A 16,007-nucleotide genomic window follows, 5' to 3' on the forward strand; every position below is an offset into this window, starting at 1 on the left:
TCACGACGCCCTCTCCTGCAGCGCATTATGCTCATTTTTTTGTAGCAAACCAACCACCTTGGCGGGCACGCTGCCGATCGAGCCGGCGCCCATGCACACCACCACGTCGCCGCCCTGCGCGGTGTCGGCTATGCGCGGCGCCAGGTCGGCCACGGCCTCGACGAACACCGGCTCCACCTGGCCGGCCACGCGCACGGCCCGCACCAGCGCCCGGCCGTCGGCCGCGACGATGGGCGACTCGCCGGCGGCATACACCTCGGTCAGCAGCGCGGCGTCGGCGCTGCCGATCACCTTGACGAAATCCTCGAAGCAGTCGCGCGTGCGGCTGTAGCGGTGCGGCTGGAAGGCCAGCACCAGCCGGCGGCCGGGAAAGGCGCCGCGCGCGGCGGCCAGCGTGGCGGTCATCTCCACCGGGTGGTGGCCGTAGTCCTCGATGAGCGTGAAGGTGCCGCCGTCCTTCGCCGGCAGGTCGCCATGGCTCTGGAAGCGCCGGCCCACGCCGCGAAAGCCGGCCAGCGCCCGCAGGAGCGCCTCGTCCGGAATGCTCAGCTCTGCGGCGATGGCGATGGCCGCGAGCGCGTTGAGCACGTTGTGCTCGCCCGCCAGGTTCAGCACCACGTCCAGGTCGGGCAGCACGACGCCGTTGCGCCGCTGCACGCGGAAATGCATCTGCGCGCCCACGGCACGCACCTGCACGGCGCGCACCTGCGCGTCCTCGCTGAAGCCGTAGCTGGTGATCGGGCAGGTGACCTGCGGCACGATGTCGCGCACGGCCGGGCTGTCGATGCAGAGGATGGCCGTGCCGTAGAACGGCATGCGGTGCAGGAATTCGACGAAGGCGCCCTTGAGCCGGCCGAAGTCGTGCCCGTAGGTTTCCATGTGGTCGGCGTCGATGTTCGTCACCACCGACATCACGGGCAGCAGGTTGAGGAACGAGGCGTCGGACTCGTCCGCCTCCACCACGATGTAGTCGCCCTGCCCCAGCTTGGCGTTGGCACCGGCGCTGTTCAGGCGGCCGCCGATGACGAAGGTCGGGTCCAGCCCGGCCTCGGCCAGCACGCTGGTCACCAGGCTGGTGGTGGTGGTCTTGCCGTGCGCGCCGGCGATGGCGATGCCGCGCTTCAAGCGCATCAGCTCGGCCAGCATCAGCGCACGGGGCACGACCGGAATCTTCTTCTCGCGCGCGGCCAGCACCTCGGGGTTTCCCTCCTGTACGGCGGTGGAAGTGACGACCGCGTCGGCCCCGTCGATGTGCGCGGCCGCGTGGCCCACGTGCGTGCGGATGCCCAGCCCCGCCAGCCGGCGCAGCGTGGGGCTGTCGGACAGGTCGGAGCCGGAGATCTCGTACCCCAGGTTGAACAGCACCTCGGCGATGCCGCACATGCCGGCGCCGCCCAGGCCGACGAAATGGATGTGGCGAATGGCGTGCTTCATGGCGCGACCCTCGCACGGCACGGTTCGTCGGCGTGTTTTTTATTCACGACGAAATGGATGTGGCGGATGGCGTGCTTCATGCGGTGAGCTCCTCGCACGCCGAGACCACCGCGTGGGTGGCTTCTGTCTTTTGCATCTTTTTGGCTTCCAGCGCCCGCTGCATCAGCGCAGGGCGCTCTGTATTTTGTAGCATCTCTGCCAAGCCCTCGGGCGTGAGATCGCGCTGCTGCACCAGCCAGCCACCGCCCGCCTGCACCAGGAACCGGGCATTGGTGGTCTGGTGATCGTCCACCGCATGCGGGAACGGCACGAACAACGCGGCGGCGCCCACGGCGGCGATCTCGGTCACCGTGCTGGCGCCGGCGCGGCAGATGACCAGGTCGGCCTCGGCGAAGGCCGTGGCCGTGTCGTCGATGAAGGGCGTGAGCGTGGCCTGCACGCCGGCGGCTTCGTAGTTGGCGCGCAACGCGTCGATCTGCGCGGCGCCGCTCTGGTGCGTGACCTGGGGGCGCCGGTCGGCGGGGATGAGCCCGACGGCGCGGGGCACTATGTCGTTGAGCGCCTTGGCGCCCAGGCTGCCGCCCACCACCAGCACCTTCAGCGGGCCGCTGCGGCCGGCAAAGCGGGTGGCCGGGTCGGGCTGGCGCAGGAAGGGCTCGCGCAGCGGGTTGCCCACCCAGCGAGCCTTGGCCCAGACGCCCGGAAAGGCGGTGAACACCCGGTCGGCCACACCGGCCAGCACCTTGTTGACCAGGCCCGCGACCGAGTTCTGCTCGTGCAGCACCAGCGGCTTGCCCAGCAGCGTGGCCATCATCCCGCCCGGGAAGGTGACGTAGCCACCCAGGCCGATCACCACGTCGGGGCGCACCCGGCGCAATACCGCCAGCGACTGCCAGAAGGCGCGCAGCAGGCGCATCGGCAACAGTGCCAGCGTGACCGGCCCCTTGCCGCGCACGCCGGAAAAATCGATGGGCTCGAACGCGAAGCCGCGCGGCGGCACCAGGCGCGATTCCATGCTGCCGGGTGTGCCCAGCCAGTGCACGCGCCAACCGCGTGCGCGCAGTTCCTCGGCCACGGCCAGGCCGGGGAAGATGTGGCCGCCGGTACCGCCGGCCATGACGAGGGCGGTCTTCATGCGCGGCCTCCCCGCATGGCGCTGCGCGCCTCGCCGCGCTGGCGCGCGGCAGGTGCTGTGTTTTGGCGAAACAAACACCTCATGCGCGGCCTCCGCGCATGGCGCTGCGCGCCTCGCCGCGCTGGCGCGCGGCAGGTGCTGTGTTTTGGCGAAACAAACACCTCATGCGCGGCCTCCGCGCACGGCGCTGCGCGCCTCGCCGCGCTGGCGCGCGGCAGGTGCTGTGTTTTGGCGAAACAAACACCTCATGCACGGCCTCCGCGCATGAGGTGTTTGTTTTCATAGTCTACCCGCAGCACCACCGCGATCGCCACCAGGTTCATCAGGATGGCCGAGCCGCCGAAGCTCATCAGCGGCAGCGTCAGCCCCTTGGTGGGCAGCGCGCCCAGGTTCACGCCCATGTTGATGAAGGCCTGGAAGCCCATCCACATGCCGACGCCCTGCGCCACCAGGCCGCTGAAGACGCGGTCCAGCGCGATGGCCTGGCGGCCGATGTGCATGATGCGGCGGGTGAGCCAGAGGAAGAGGATGATGAGCACCACGACGCCGACCAGGCCGAATTCCTCGCCGATCACGGCCAGCAGGAAGTCGGTGTGCGCCTCGGGCAGCCAGTGCAGCTTTTCCACGCTGCCGCCCAGCCCCACGCCGAAGATCTCGCCCCGGCCGATGGCGATCAGCGAGTGCGAGAGCTGGTAGCCCTTGCCCAGCGCATGCTCTTCGCTGAACGGGTCGAGGTAGGCGAAGATGCGCTCGCGCCGCCAGGGGCTCAGCATCACCATCATGGCGAAGGCGCCCACCAGCACGGCGGCGATGAGAAAGAACATGCGGGCGTTCACGCCGCCCAGGAACAGGATGCCCATGGCGATCACGGCGATCACCATGAAGGCGCCCATGTCGGGTTCGGCCAGCAGCAGCGCGCCGACCACCGCCACCGCCACGCCCATGGGCAGCACGGCGCGAAAGAACCGCTCCTTCACCTCCATCTTGCGCACCATGTAGCCCGAGGCGTAGATGACCACGGCGAACTTCGCCAGCTCGGACGGCTGGAAGTTCATGATGCCCAGCGACAGCCAGCGGCGCGCGCCGTTCACCACCGTGCCCACGTGCGGCACCAGCACCGCGATCAGCAGCACGATGGAGCCGACGAAGAGCCACGGCGAGATGCGCTCCCAGGTGGCCATGGACACCTGGAAGGCGAGCAGCGCCGCGACGAAGCCGATCACCAGCGCCATGGTGTGCCGCACCAGGAAGTGCGTGGGCGCGATCTTGCCGAAGCGCGGGTTGTCGGGCATGGCGATGGAGGCCGAATACACCATCACCAGGCCCCAGGCCAGCAGTGCGATGACGACCCAGACCAGCGCCTGGTCGAACCCCAGCACGCTGGCTGGGGTGGTGGTGGTCTGGCGGTATTCGGTGCCGCCCACGCGCACCGGCAGCACGTCGGCCGCGGCCGCCGGAGCGCCGCCGGCCCAGCTGCGCAGGCGCTGCAGCAGGCCGGGCGAGCGCTGCGTGGCGTGGGTGGACGTACTGCCGTTCATGCCATGCCCTCCAGTTCGTGGCCGGCCTCGTGCGCCAGTTCGCGCACCGCCTCGCAGAACACGCGGGCGCGGTGTTCATAGCCGGTGAACATGTCGAAGCTGGCGCAGGCCGGCGACATCAGCACCGCGTCGCCGGCGTGCGCCAGCTGGGTGGCGCGCCGCACGGCCTCGGGCAGCGTGGCGGCAGTCTCGACGGGCACGCAGGCGGACTGCAGCGCGGCGCCGATCTGCGGGCCGTCGCGGCCGATCAGCACCACGGCGCGCGCATGCCGGGCGACGGGCGCGGCCAGCGGGGCGAAGTCCTGCCCCTTGCCGTCGCCGCCCAGGATGACGACCACGCGCCGGTCGGCGCCCAGGCCCGTCAGCGCAGCCACGGTGGCGCCCACGTTGGTGCCCTTGCTGTCGTCGAAGTATTCGATGCCGCCGACCATGCCGATGGGCTCGACACGGTGCGGCTCGCCCCGGTATTCGCGCAGGCCGTAGAGCATGGGAGCGAGCGCGCAGCCCGCGGCATGCGCCAGGGCCAGCGCGGCCAGCGCGTTGACGGCGTTGTGGCGGCCGCGGATGCGCAGCGCGTCGGCCGGCATCAGGCGCTGGATGAACAAGTCCTCTGCGGCGGCGGTGGAGCGCGGGCGGCGCGCGGTTTCGTCGGCCTCCTGCGCGCGCACCAGCCAGGCCATGCCGCCCACCACCTCGATGCCGAAGTCGCCCGGCCGCCGGGGCAGGTCGCCGCCGAAGGTGACGTGGTGGCGTGGCACCGGCTTGGGCGCCTTGGCGCGGCTGGCGGGCTTCTTCGCCGGGGCCGAGCCATCGGCCGTGGCGGCGGGTGCGGGTGCCGGTGCCTGGGCGGCGTCCAGCATGTCCATCACGGCCGGGTCGTCGCGGTTGAGCACCATCAGGCCGGTCTGGCCGAAGATGCGCGACTTGGCCCGGGCATAGGCCGCCAGGTCGCCATGCCAGTCCAGGTGGTCCTGGCTGATGTTGAGCACGGTGGCGGCGGTGGGCTCGAAGCCGGCGGCGTCGTCCAGCTGGAAGCTGGAGAGCTCCAGCACCCAGACTTCGGGCAGCGTGTCCGCGTCGACGTGCTGGGCCAGCGTGTCCAGCAGCGTCGGGCCGATGTTGCCGGCGATGGCGACGGTGCGGCCGGCGCAATCGGCCAGCAGGCCGGTGAGCGAGGTGACCGTGGTCTTGCCATTGGTGCCGGTGACGCCCAGCACCGCCGGCGCGTAGCCGTGCGAGGCCCGCAACTGGGCCAGCGCCTGCGAATACAAGGCCAATTCGCCCGCAGCGCCGATTCCATGGGCGCTTGCAGCTATCAAAACAGGAGCAATCGTGGCCGGAGCGAGGCCTGGCGACCGGTAGATGGCGTCCAGCCCCGCGCCCTGCTCCAGTCCGTGCACCAGGGCCGCGTCGAACGCGCCGGCGACGAAGCGCACCTGGGGCAGTTCGGCCTGCAGCGTGGCGAGCTGGGGTGGTGCCGAGCGCGTGTCGGCCACGGTGACGCCCGCGCCGCAGCGCGCGCACCAGCGCGCCATGGCCAGGCCCGAGGCGCCCAGGCCCAGGATCAGCACCTGCCGGCCCTGCATGGAGGTGGCCAGGGCTTCGCCCAGCGGGGCGGGCGGCGGCGCGGGTTCGTCGGCCACGGTGGCGTCGTCGCCTGCAGGCGCCGGCGCTGCTTCGGCTGCCGCGCCCTGGGCCGCAGGCGCTTCCACGTCGGCGAAGATGCGCGCCACGAATTCGGCCGCCGACTGCGCCGCCGACAGGGCGGGAGCGACGTAGCCGTCCGCCGGCATGCCCGCAGCGGCGTTGCCCTGGGAGGCTTCGGCAGGACGCTCATTGGCGCTGCTCGTGTCGGGCGCTTCGGCCATCGCGTCGGGGCCCGGCACGGCCGATGGGTCCGGAACAGGCGCGCTCACGGCAGCATGCCCGCCGGTGGGGTCACTGGCGAGCATGTCGTTGCCGGCTTCGGGGCGGTGCGGGGCGGGTGCGTTCATCGCAGTTTCAGCGTGGACAGGCTGAGCAGGCACAGCAGCATGGTGATGATCCAGAAGCGCACAACGACCTGCGTCTCCGTCCAGCCGCTTTTCTCGAAATGGTGGTGCAGCGGCGCCATCTTGAGCAGGCGGCGGCCGGTGCCGTAGCGGCGCTTGGTGAGCTTGAACCAGGCCACCTGCATCATCACGGAGAGCGCCTCGACCACGAAGATGCCGCCCATCATGGCCAGCACGATTTCCTGGCGCACGATCACGGCGACGGTGCCAAGCGCCGCGCCCAGCGCCAGCGCGCCCACGTCGCCCATGAAGACCTGCGCCGGATGGGTGTTGAACCACAGGAAGGCCAGGCCCGCCCCGGCCATGGCCGAGCAGAACACCAGCAGCTCGCCCGCCCCCGCTATGTGCGGGAACAGCAGGTACTTGGAGAACACGACGTTGCCGCCCACATAGGCGAAGAGGCCCAGCGTGGCGCCCACCATCACCACCGGCATGATGGCCAGGCCGTCCAGCCCGTCGGTCAGGTTGACCGCGTTGCTGGCGCCGACGATGACCAGGTAGGTCAGGATGACGAAGCCCAGCACGCCCAGCGGGTAGCTCACTTCCTTGAAGAAGGGCACCAGCAGGCCGGCCTTCGGGGGCAGGTCGAGCGAGAAGCCCGAGCGCACCCACGAAACGAACAGCTCAAACACGCGGGCGTTGGAGTTCTCGGAAATGCTGAACACGAGGTAGAGCGCCGCCAGCAGGCCGATGACGGACTGCCAGAAATACTTCTCGCGCGAGCGCATGCCTTCCGGGTCCTTGTTGACCACCTTGCGCCAGTCGTCCACCCAGCCGATGGCGCCGAAACCCAGCATCACGGCCAGCACGATCCAGACGAAGCGGTTCGACAGGTCGGCCCAGAGCAGAGTGGACAGCGTGATCGCCCCCAGGATCAGCACCCCGCCCATGGTGGGCGTGCCGCTCTTGGCCAGGTGGGTCTGCATGCCGTAGCCGCGCACCGGCTGGCCGATCTTGAGCGCGGTCAGCATGCGGATCACCTTGGGCCCGGCGACCAGGCCGATCAGCAGCGCCGTCACCGCGGCCATCACGGCGCGGAAGGTGAGGTACTGGAACACGCGGAACGAGCTCAGCTCGGGGTTGCCCGTGCCGTGCAGCCATTGGGCCAGCAGTATCAGCATGCTGGCACCTCGCGTGCCGCGGGCGCCGACGGGGCGCCGCCGGCCGTGGCCTGCTCCGTGCCGGCTTCCAGCGCCTGCACCACTTGTTCCATCTTCATGAACCGGGATCCCTTCACCAGCACGCTGCCCACGGCGGGCAGCGCCTCGTGCACCGCCGCCAGCAGCGATGCCATGTCGTCGAAATGCCGCGCCGCCGGGCCGAAGGCCGCCGCGGCGTGCGCGCTTTGTGCGCCCAGCGCGAACAGCTGCCCGATGCCGCTGGTGCGCGCGTGGTCGCCGGCCTCGGCATGAAAGCGCGGGCCGTCGTCGCCCACCTCGCCCATGTCGCCCAGCACCAGCAGGCGCGGGCCGGGCAGCTCGGCCAGCACGTCGATGGCGGCCTGCATGGAGTCGGGGTTGGCGTTGTAGGTGTCGTCCACCACCGTCACGGTGCGCCCGGCCCGCGCCAGCGCGAAGGCGCGCGAGCGGCCCTTGACGGGCACGAAGGCGCGCAGCCCCTCGGCGATGGCGGCGAGCGGCACGCCCGCGGCGACGGCACAGGCCGTGACGGCCAGGGCGTTGGTCACGTTGTGGCGGCCGGCGATGTGCAAGCTGGTGCCGAAGGTGCCCTGCGGCGTGGCGATGCGCACCTGCCAGGCGCCGCCCGCCCACTCGGCGGCGGCGCAGCGCACGTCGCCCGTGGCGCCGCCGAAGGTGATGCAGCGGCGGCCCGCCGCCAGCGACTGCCAGAGCGCGGTGTAGGCGTCTTCGGCCGGGAAGACGGCGACACCGTCTCGCGACAGGGCGGCCAGCACCGAGCCGTTCTCCTCGGCCACGGCCTGCACCGTGTGCATGAATTCCAGGTGCTCGCGCTGGGCGTTGTTCACCAGGGCCACCGTGGGCGCTGCCATGGCCGCGAGGTGCGCGATCTCGCCGGGGTGGTTCATGCCCAGCTCGATGACGGCGGCGCGGTGCGACGGGCGCAGGCGCAGCAGCATCAGCGGCACGCCGATGTCGTTGTTGAAGTTGCCCTGCGTGGCAAAGGCCGCATCAGCCTGCCAGGCACGCAGCACGGAGGCGGTCATCTGCGTGACGGTGGTCTTGCCGTTGCTGCCGGTGACGCCGATGAGCGGCAGCGTCCACTGCGCGCGCCAGCCGGCGGCGAGGGCGCCCAGGGCCTGCAGCGTGTCGGGCACCTCGATGCCGGACAGGCCGGCGGCCTGCAGCCCGCCGTGCGCCACGGCGGCGGCCGCACCCGCGGCCCGGGCATCGGCCAGGAAGGCGTTGGCATCGAAGCGCTCGCCCTTGAGCGCGACGAACAGGTCGCCGTCCGCGAGCGTGCGCGTGTCGGTGTGCACGCGGCCGAGCGGGGTGGCGCCGTCGCCCACCAGGCGGGCGCCGGGCACGCGGGCGGCCAGCAGGGCGTGCGCCTGCCGCAGCGTGAACATGCCGGGTGACGAAGGCACGGCGCTCATGCGGCGGCTCCCGGGCGGCGGTCCAGCGCCGTGCGGGCGTGTTCCATGTCGGAGAAGGCATGGCGCTGGCCGGCCGTCTCCTGGTAGTCCTCGTGGCCCTTACCGGCGATCAGCACCACGTCGTCCGCGCCGGCCTCGTGCAGCGCCAGCGCGATGGCGGCGGCACGATCGGGCTCGGCCCGCACCGTGAGGCCGGCGATGGTCCCCAGCAGGATCTGCCGGATGATCTCGGCCGGATCCTCCCCGCGGGGGTTGTCACTGGTGACGACCACCTGGTCGGCCCGTTGCTGCGCGACGCCGCCCATCAGCGGGCGCTTGGCCGCGTCGCGGTTGCCGCCGCAGCCGAACACGCACCACAGGCGCCCGCCCCGGGCCGCCGCCACCGGCGCCAGCGCCTGCAGAGCCTGGTCGAGCGCGTCGGGCGTGTGGGCGTAGTCCACCGCCACCAGGGGTTGGCCGGGCCGGCTGATCTGCTCCATGCGGCCAGGCACCGGCGTGAGCTGGGCGCAGGCATAGAGGGCATGCTCCAGCGGCACGCCGACGGCGCGCAGGGCCGCCAGCACGCCCAGCACGTTGGACACGTTGTAAAGGCCGATCAGCCGCGTCTGCAGCACGTGCGCCTGCGCGCCCTCGGCCACGGTGAACGAGAGGCCCGCGTCGCCGTGGACGATGTCCCGCGCCTGCAGCCGGGCCGGCTGGCGGATGGAGACGCTCCACAGGTCCAGCGGGCGCTCGGAGAGCGTGGCGTGCAGTTCTGCGCCGCGCACGTCGTCGATGTTGATCACCGCTGCCTGCAGCCCGGGCGCGTCGAAGAGCATCGCCTTGGCCTGCCAGTAGGCCGCCATGCTGGGGTGGTAGTCCAGGTGGTCCTGCGTGAAATTGGTGAAGAGCGCCACCCGCACGCGGGTGCCGGCCAGGCGGTGCTCGGCCAGGCCGATGGACGATGCCTCGATGGCGCAGGCCACCCGGCCGCCGTCGGCGAAGCGGCGGAACGCCCGTTGCAGCTGCACCGGGTCGGGCGTGGTCATGCCGGTGGATTCGAGCGCGGGCGGCACGCCCACGCCCAGCGTGCCGACGATGGCGCAGCCGCCCGGCGCCGCCAGGCCGCGGGCCGACAGCACGTTCAGCGCGTCGGCCAGCCACCAGGCGGTGCTGGTCTTGCCATTGGTGCCCGTCACGGCCAGCACGTCCAGGCGCTTCGTGGGCAGCTCGAACCATTCGGCGGCGATGGTGCCGGTGGCCGCCTTGAGCCCGCGCAGCGCCGCGATCTGCGGCAGGGCGAAGTGGAAGGCGTCGATGCCTTCCTGCTCCACCAGGCAGGCCGCCGCACCCCGCGCCAGCGCATCACCCACGTGGGCGCGGCCGTCGGTGGCGGCGCCCGGCCAGGCGATGAAGCCGTCGCTGGGCGCGACGCGCCGGCTGTCGGTCTGCAGCGTGCCGGTCACGCGCTGGCGCAGCCACTGCACGGCGTCCTGCGCGGAGGTGAGCGACAGGCTGGTCATAGCGATTCCTCCACCGTGTTGGCCACGATCTGCGGCTTGACGGCCATGTCGGGCTGCACGCCCATCATGCGCAGCGTCTGCTGGACGACCTCGCTGAACACCGGCGCGGCCACGGCGCCGCCGTAGAACACGCCGTTGCTGGGCTCGTCGATCATCACGGCCACGATGATGCGGGGGTTCTCGACCGGCGCCAGGCCCGTGAACCAGGCGCGGTACTTGCCCTGCGCGTAGTGCTTGCCGACCTGCTTGCGCGCCGTGCCGGACTTGCCGCCCACCGAATAGCCCACGGTCTGCGCCTTCTGGCCGGTGCCGCCGGGGCCGGCCGCCATCTGCAGCATCTTGCGGATCTGGTCGGCCGTGCGCTCGGAAAACACCGGCACGCCCACCGCCGGCTCGTGCGACTTGAGCATGGTGGCCGGAATGATCTTGCCGCCGTTGGCGAACACCGTATAGGAGCGGGCCATCTGCAGCAGGCTGGCCGAGAGGCCGTAGCCGTACGACATGGTGGCCTGCTCCACCGGCCGCCAGGTCTTGTAGGGCCGCAGCCGGCCGCTGACCACGCCCGGGAAGTGGATCTGCGGCTTCTGTCCGAAGCCGGCGGCGGAGAAGGTCTCCCACATCTCCTTGGCCGGCAGCGTCATGGCGATCTTGGTGGTGCCGACGTTGCTGGATTTCTGGATCACGCCTTCCACCGTCAGCACGCCGTAGTTGTGCGTGTCCGAGATGGTGGAGCCGGTGACGTTGATGCGGCCCGGGTTGGTGTCGACGATGGTCTCCGGCTTCACGCGGCCCGTGTTGAGCGCCAGACCGATGGTGAAGGGTTTCATGGTCGAGCCGGGCTCGAACACGTCGGTGAGCGCGCGGTTGCGCAGTTGCTCGCCGGTCAGGTTCTGCCGCTTGTCGGGCACGTAGCTGGGGTAGTTGGCCAGCGCCAGCAATTCGCCCGTGTGCGCGTCGATCACCACCACGCTGCCGGCCTTGGCCTTGTGCGCCGCCACCTGGTCGCGCAGCTTCTGGTACGCAAAGAACTGCACCTTGCTGTCGATGGACAGCTGCATGTCCTGCCCGTCCACCGGCGGCACTTCGGCGCCCACGCCCTCGACCACGCGGCCCATGCGGTCCTTGATGACGCGGCGGGAACCAGGCTTGCCGCCCAGCTCCTTGTTGAAGGCCAGCTCCATGCCTTCCTGGCCCTGGTCTTCGACGTTGGTGAAGCCCACCACGTGCGCAGCGGACTCGCCCTCGGGGTACTGGCGCTTGTATTCCTTGCGCTGGTAGATGCCCTTGATGTCGAGCGCGGCGATCTGCTGGCCGACGTCCCAGTCGAGCTGGCGCTTGATCCAGACGAAGGTCTTGTCTTCGTCCGCCAGCTTGGACTTGAGCGCGGGCAGCGGCATTTCGAGCAGCTTGGCCAGCTGGCGCAGCTTGGCCTGCACGTCGGGGCTCTCCTGGTCCACGTCCTCCGGAATGGCCCAGATGCTGGCGGCCGGCACGCTGGAGGCGAGAATCAGCCCGTTGCGGTCGAGGATGCGGCCCCGGTTGGCCGGCAGCTCCAGCGTGCGGGCGAAGCGCACCTCGCCCTGCCGCTGGAAGAAGGCGTTGCCGATCACCTGCACGTAGGCCGCCCGGCCGATCAGCCCCAGGAAGCCCAGGGCGACGAGGGCCACCACGAACTTGCTGCGCCAGAGCGGCGTGCGCGCGGCCAGCAGGGGGCTGGAGGTGTAGTTGACGCTGCGGGTGCTCATGGGCGCTTCCCGGACGGATGGGCCGCCGGCGCGGCGGGCGGTGGCGGCGGTGCCACGGGCGGCACGATGTCGCCGTTGTCGGTCACGTACTGCGTGATGGCGGGCGTGGCCGTGCGCATCTGCAGGCGGTCGCGGGCAAGCCGTTCCACGCGCAGCGGCGTGGCCTGGGCGCGCTTTTCCACCTGCAGGCGCTGGTGCTCGGTCTCCAGGCGGCGCGACTCGGCCACCGCGCGGTCGAGCTCGGTGAAGAGGCGCCGCGATTCGTACTGCGTGCGCACCAGGTACATGGCGCTCGCCATCACGGCCAGCAGCAGCATGAGGTTGAGCCGCGTCATGGCCGGCCCACTTTCTCTGCCGCACGGCGGCGGCTGCAGCGCACCGCGCTCATGCCGGCACCCCGGTGCGCTCGGCCACGCGCATCACGGCGCTGCGCGAGCGGGGGTTGGCCGCCACTTCGGCGGCACCGGGCTTGATGCGATCGAGCGCGACGAGCCGCATGGCCTGCGGCGGCGCGAAGGGCGCGCGCCGGTCGTACACCTCCTTGGAATGCTGGGCGATGAACTGCTTGACGATGCGGTCCTCCAGCGAATGGAAGCTGATCACCACCAGCCGCCCGCCGGGCGCCAGCAGGCGCAAGGAGGCCTCTAGCGCCTGTTGCAGCTCTTCCAACTCGGCGTTGATGAAAATCCGAAGAGCCTGGAAAGTGCGCGTCGCCGGGTTCTGGCCGGCTTCGCGGGTCTTGACCGCGCCAGCCACGAGGTCGGCCAGCTCTGCGGTGGTGGCGAGTGGGCCGCGTTCTTCCCGACGCGCAACAATCGCCTTTGCAATGGGGCCAGCAAACCGCTCTTCGCCGTATTCACGTATCACCTCCGCAATCTGGCCGACTTCGGCCTCGGCCAGCCACTCGGCCACGCTCTGGCCACGGGTGGTGTCCATGCGCATGTCGAGCGGGCCGTCGAACCGGAAACTGAAGCCGCGCTCGGGGCTGTCGATCTGCGGCGAGCTCACGCCCAGATCCAGCAGCACGCCCGCGGCGCTGCCCGCGGGCAGCTCGGACAGGTTCCGGAAACCTTCATGACGAATGGCAAAACGCGCATCGGTGATGCGCGCTGCCTCTTGGATGGCTTCAGGGTCTTTGTCGAACGCGATGAGCCGCCCCTCTGGCCCCAACCGCAGCAGGATGCGGCGCGAATGCCCGCCGCGCCCGAAGGTGCCGTCCACGAACGTGCCGGACGGCGACGGGCCGGCCGCGCCCAGCAGGGCATCGACCGCCTCCGGCAGCAGAACGGTGGTGTGTTGCAAGGAGGAATCCACCGGCAGCCCTAGAAAGAGAAATCCTGAAAGACGTCGGGCATGGCCGCCTGCATGGCTTCGGCCTCCTTGGCTTCGTAGGTCGCCTTGTCCCAGAGCTCGAAATGGTTGCCCATGCCCAGGAGCATGGTGTCGCGGGTGATGCCGGCGGCCTGGCGCAGCTCGGGCGAGACCAGCACCCGGCCGGTGCCGTCCATGTCCACGTCCTGCGCGTTGCCCAGGAAGATGCGCTTCCACCACTGGGCGGACATGGGCAGTTCGGCGATGCGCTCGCGGAACTTCTCCCATTCGGGGCGCGGGAACACCATCAGGCAGCCGTGCGGGTGCTTGGTGATGGTGAGCTGCCCGCCGGCCGTGGCCGAGAGGACGTCACGATGCCGGGTCGGCACGGACAGCCGCCCCTTGGCATCGAGACTCAGCGATGACGCCCCTTGAAACACGGTTTGGAACCCCAGATGGGTGGCGACCGCTTGAGCCCGGAATGGAACTCAAAAGGCACTTCTCACCACTTAATTGCACTTTTTCCCACTGTATCAGCAAACGCGCTGCGAACCCGGCCGGGTGCTACAAAATTTTGCAATGAAATCAAGGACTTAGCCGATATTCCTGAGATTGGAAACCGGCAAAATTCCTTATCTTGCAAGCACTTAGGGAGTGGTGTGCATGTGAAATCTGAAGCCGCGGGGCGGCCCGGACCGCCGATTACAAAATGTATCGGGACAGGTCTTCGTCCTGGCTCAGGGTCTGCAGCCGCTGGTCCACGTAGGCGGCGTCCACGCTCACCGTGGTGCCCGACAGGCGGGCCGCGTCGAAGCTGACCTCGTCCAGCAGCCGCTCCATGACGGTGGAGAGCCGGCGCGCGCCGATGTTCTCGGTGCGTTCGTTCACCTCGAAGGCGATGCGCGCCAGGCGCGTGATGCCTTCGGGCGTGAACTCGAGCGTCACCCCTTCGGTCGCCAGCAGGGCCTGGTACTGCTTGACCAGCGATGCATGCGTCTGGGTCAGGATGGCTTCGAAGTCCTGCACCGAGAGCGATTCCAGCTCCACCCGGATCGGGAAACGCCCCTGCAGCTCGGGAATCAGGTCGCTGGGCTTGCTGAGATGGAAGGCGCCCGAGGCGATGAACAGCATGTGGTCGGTCTTGACCATGCCGTACTTGGTGGACACGGTGGTGCCCTCCACCAGCGGCAGCAGGTCGCGCTGCACGCCCTGGCGCGACACGTCGGAGCCGCTGGCCTCCTGCCGGGTGGCGACCTTGTCGATCTCGTCGATGAAGACGATGCCGTTCTGCTCGGCGTTCTGCAGCGCCCGGGCCTTCACGTCTTCCTCGTTGACCAGCTTGGCGGCCTCCTCGTCGGTCAGCTGCTTGAGCGCCTCGCCGATCTTGAGGCGGCGCGTCTTGCGGCGCTCCTGGCCCATCTGGCTGAACATGCCGCGCAGCTGCTCGGCCATGTCCTCCATGCCCTGCGGGCCCATGATCTCCAGCTGCGGCCGGGCGTCGGCCACCTCGATGTCGATCTCCTTGTCGTCCAGCTCGCCCTGGCGCAGCTTCTTGCGGAAGACCTGGCGGGCCGTGTTGTCGGCCGGCGGCGCGTCGCCTGCGCGGGCGGGCTCGGCCAGCGCGTTGCGCGCCGGTGGCACCAGCACGTCGAGGATGCGGTCCTCCGCCGCGTCCTCCGCCCGGGCGCGCAGGCCCTTCATGTCGGCCTCGCGCGTCTGCTTGACGGCTATCTCCACCAAGTCGCGGATGATCGAATCGACGTCCTTGCCGACATAGCCCACCTCGGTGAACTTGGTCGCCTCGACCTTGATGAAGGGCGCGTCGGCCAGGCGCGCCAGACGGCGGGCGATCTCGGTCTTGCCCACGCCGGTGGGGCCGATCATGAGGATGTTCTTGGGCGTGATCTCCTGGCGCAGGCTGCCTTCGACCTGCTGGCGGCGCCAGCGGTTGCGCAGTGCGATGGCCACGGCGCGCTTGGCGCCCTGCTGCCCTACGATGTGGTGGTCGAGCTCGGAGACGATTTCCTGGGGGGTCATGGAGGACATGCGATGCCTGCCTTCTTCGAATTCAATGCCAAACAGGCCGCCAGCGCTTGTGCATCAAGCGCCGGAAGCTATCAAATCAATAGCAAACGACGTGGGAGCGGCGCGGCGGCCGGGCCGGAGCCGGTCACAGCGTCTCGATGGTGTGGTTCATGTTGGTGTAGATGCACAGCTCGCCGGCGATCGCCAGCGACTTGCGCACCACTTCTTCAGCCGACAGCTCGGTATGGCTCAGCAGCGCCTTGGCGGCCGAATGCGCGTAGGCGCCGCCCGAGCCGATCGCCACGATGCCCTGCTCGGGCTCCAGCACGTCGCCGTTGCCGGTGATGATGAGCGAGGCGCTGGCGTCGGCCACCGCCAGCATGGCCTCCAGCCGGCGCAGCACGCGGTCGGTGCGCCAGTCCTTGGTCAGCTCGATGGCGGCGCGGGTCAGGTGGCCCTGGTGCTTTTCCAGCTTGGCCTCGAAGCGCTCGAACAGCGTGAAGGCATCGGCCGTGGCGCCGGCAAAGCCCGCCAGCACCTTGCCGTGGTGGAGCTTGCGCACCTTGCGCGCCGTGCCCTTGACCACGATGTTGCCCAGGGTGACCTGGCCGTCGCCGCCGATGGCGACCTGGATGCCGTCCGCCGTCTGGCGGCGGACGCTGAGGATGGTGGTGCCGTGAAACTGTTCCAT

At 70.1% G+C, this 16,007-nt stretch carries 13 protein-coding genes; all 13 read right to left on the reverse strand.

Annotated elements, in window-relative coordinates:
• The 13 genes from murC to hslV all read right to left on the reverse strand — a co-directional run bounded on the left by murC (position 1) and on the right by hslV (position 16,007).
• Positions 1-1,434, reverse strand: a complete 1,434-nt coding sequence (gene murC / locus ABWV53_RS13365) for a UDP-N-acetylmuramate--L-alanine ligase (protein ID WP_353366578.1) — start codon at positions 1,432-1,434, stop codon at positions 1-3.
• A gap of 76 nt (positions 1,435-1,510) precedes the next feature.
• Positions 1,511-2,569 carry an undecaprenyldiphospho-muramoylpentapeptide beta-N-acetylglucosaminyltransferase gene (murG, locus tag ABWV53_RS13370; RefSeq protein ID WP_353366579.1) on the reverse strand — a complete coding sequence of 353 codons (1,059 nt, stop codon included), beginning with the start codon at positions 2,567-2,569 and terminating at the stop codon, positions 1,511-1,513.
• 245 nt (positions 2,570-2,814) lie between these two features.
• A complete protein-coding gene (gene ftsW / locus ABWV53_RS13375) occupies positions 2,815-4,107 on the reverse strand; it encodes a putative lipid II flippase FtsW (RefSeq protein ID WP_353366580.1) in 1,293 nt (430 codons plus the stop codon).
• On the reverse strand, positions 4,104-6,101 hold the full coding sequence (locus tag ABWV53_RS13380; protein ID WP_353366581.1) for a Mur ligase family protein: 1,998 nt from the start codon (positions 6,099-6,101) through the stop codon (positions 4,104-4,106). Before ABWV53_RS13380 ends, ftsW begins: the two co-directional genes overlap by 4 nt.
• The gene (gene mraY, locus ABWV53_RS13385) at positions 6,098-7,279 is read right to left on the reverse strand and encodes a phospho-N-acetylmuramoyl-pentapeptide-transferase (RefSeq protein WP_353366582.1); all 1,182 of its coding nucleotides are present in this window, start codon (positions 7,277-7,279) and stop codon (positions 6,098-6,100) included. Before mraY ends, ABWV53_RS13380 begins: the two co-directional genes overlap by 4 nt.
• Entirely contained in the window at positions 7,273-8,733 is a 1,461-nt protein-coding gene (locus ABWV53_RS13390; protein WP_353366583.1) for a UDP-N-acetylmuramoyl-tripeptide--D-alanyl-D-alanine ligase, read from the reverse strand. Before ABWV53_RS13390 ends, mraY begins: the two co-directional genes overlap by 7 nt.
• Positions 8,730-10,235 (reverse strand): UDP-N-acetylmuramoyl-L-alanyl-D-glutamate--2,6-diaminopimelate ligase, encoded by a 1,506-nt coding sequence (locus ABWV53_RS13395; RefSeq protein WP_353366584.1) that lies wholly within the window; start codon positions 10,233-10,235, stop codon positions 8,730-8,732. The genes ABWV53_RS13390 and ABWV53_RS13395 overlap by 4 nt, the downstream gene beginning before the upstream one ends.
• Entirely contained in the window at positions 10,232-11,980 is a 1,749-nt protein-coding gene (locus tag ABWV53_RS13400) for a peptidoglycan D,D-transpeptidase FtsI family protein (RefSeq protein ID WP_353366585.1), read from the reverse strand. The genes ABWV53_RS13395 and ABWV53_RS13400 overlap by 4 nt, the downstream gene beginning before the upstream one ends.
• Positions 11,977-12,315 (reverse strand): cell division protein FtsL, encoded by a 339-nt coding sequence (gene ftsL / locus ABWV53_RS13405; protein ID WP_353366586.1) that lies wholly within the window; start codon positions 12,313-12,315, stop codon positions 11,977-11,979. Before ftsL ends, ABWV53_RS13400 begins: the two co-directional genes overlap by 4 nt.
• Positions 12,316-12,364: 49 nt before the next feature.
• Positions 12,365-13,294 (reverse strand): 16S rRNA (cytosine(1402)-N(4))-methyltransferase RsmH, encoded by a 930-nt coding sequence (gene rsmH / locus ABWV53_RS13410; protein ID WP_353366587.1) that lies wholly within the window; start codon positions 13,292-13,294, stop codon positions 12,365-12,367.
• A gap of 8 nt (positions 13,295-13,302) precedes the next feature.
• Positions 13,303-13,731 (reverse strand): division/cell wall cluster transcriptional repressor MraZ, encoded by a 429-nt coding sequence (gene mraZ, locus ABWV53_RS13415; protein WP_353366588.1) that lies wholly within the window; start codon positions 13,729-13,731, stop codon positions 13,303-13,305.
• Between the two features lie 262 nt (positions 13,732-13,993).
• Positions 13,994-15,337, reverse strand: coding sequence for an ATP-dependent protease ATPase subunit HslU (hslU, locus tag ABWV53_RS13420; protein WP_353366589.1), 1,344 nt, complete (start codon positions 15,335-15,337; stop codon positions 13,994-13,996).
• Between the two features lie 124 nt (positions 15,338-15,461).
• A complete protein-coding gene (hslV, locus tag ABWV53_RS13425; RefSeq protein WP_353366590.1) occupies positions 15,462-16,007 on the reverse strand; it encodes an ATP-dependent protease subunit HslV in 546 nt (181 codons plus the stop codon).

The organism is Acidovorax sp. FG27 (assembly GCF_040365715.1).
GTDB lineage: Bacteria > Pseudomonadota > Gammaproteobacteria > Burkholderiales > Burkholderiaceae_C > Paracidovorax.

Bases quoted from the DNA above. Each gene is read 5' to 3' on its own strand.
- ftsL (WP_353366586.1), bottom strand. From the start codon at position 12,315: ATGACGCGGCTCAACCTCATGCTGCTGCTGGCCGTGATGGCGAGCGCC.
- ABWV53_RS13400 (WP_353366585.1), bottom strand. From the start codon at position 11,980: ATGAGCACCCGCAGCGTCAACTACACCTCCAGCCCCCTGCTGGCCGCG.
- ABWV53_RS13395 (WP_353366584.1), bottom strand. From the start codon at position 10,235: ATGACCAGCCTGTCGCTCACCTCCGCGCAGGACGCCGTGCAGTGGCTG.
- ftsW (WP_353366580.1), bottom strand. From the start codon at position 4,107: ATGAACGGCAGTACGTCCACCCACGCCACGCAGCGCTCGCCCGGCCTG.
- hslV (WP_353366590.1), bottom strand. From the start codon at position 16,007: ATGGAACAGTTTCACGGCACCACCATCCTCAGCGTCCGCCGCCAGACG.
- hslU (WP_353366589.1), bottom strand. From the start codon at position 15,337: ATGTCCTCCATGACCCCCCAGGAAATCGTCTCCGAGCTCGACCACCAC.
- murG (WP_353366579.1), bottom strand. From the start codon at position 2,569: ATGAAGACCGCCCTCGTCATGGCCGGCGGTACCGGCGGCCACATCTTC.
- ABWV53_RS13380 (WP_353366581.1), bottom strand. From the start codon at position 6,101: ATGAACGCACCCGCCCCGCACCGCCCCGAAGCCGGCAACGACATGCTC.
- mraY (WP_353366582.1), bottom strand. From the start codon at position 7,279: ATGCTGATACTGCTGGCCCAATGGCTGCACGGCACGGGCAACCCCGAG.
- murC (WP_353366578.1), bottom strand. From the start codon at position 1,434: ATGAAGCACGCCATTCGCCACATCCATTTCGTCGGCCTGGGCGGCGCC.
- ABWV53_RS13390 (WP_353366583.1), bottom strand. From the start codon at position 8,733: ATGAGCGCCGTGCCTTCGTCACCCGGCATGTTCACGCTGCGGCAGGCG.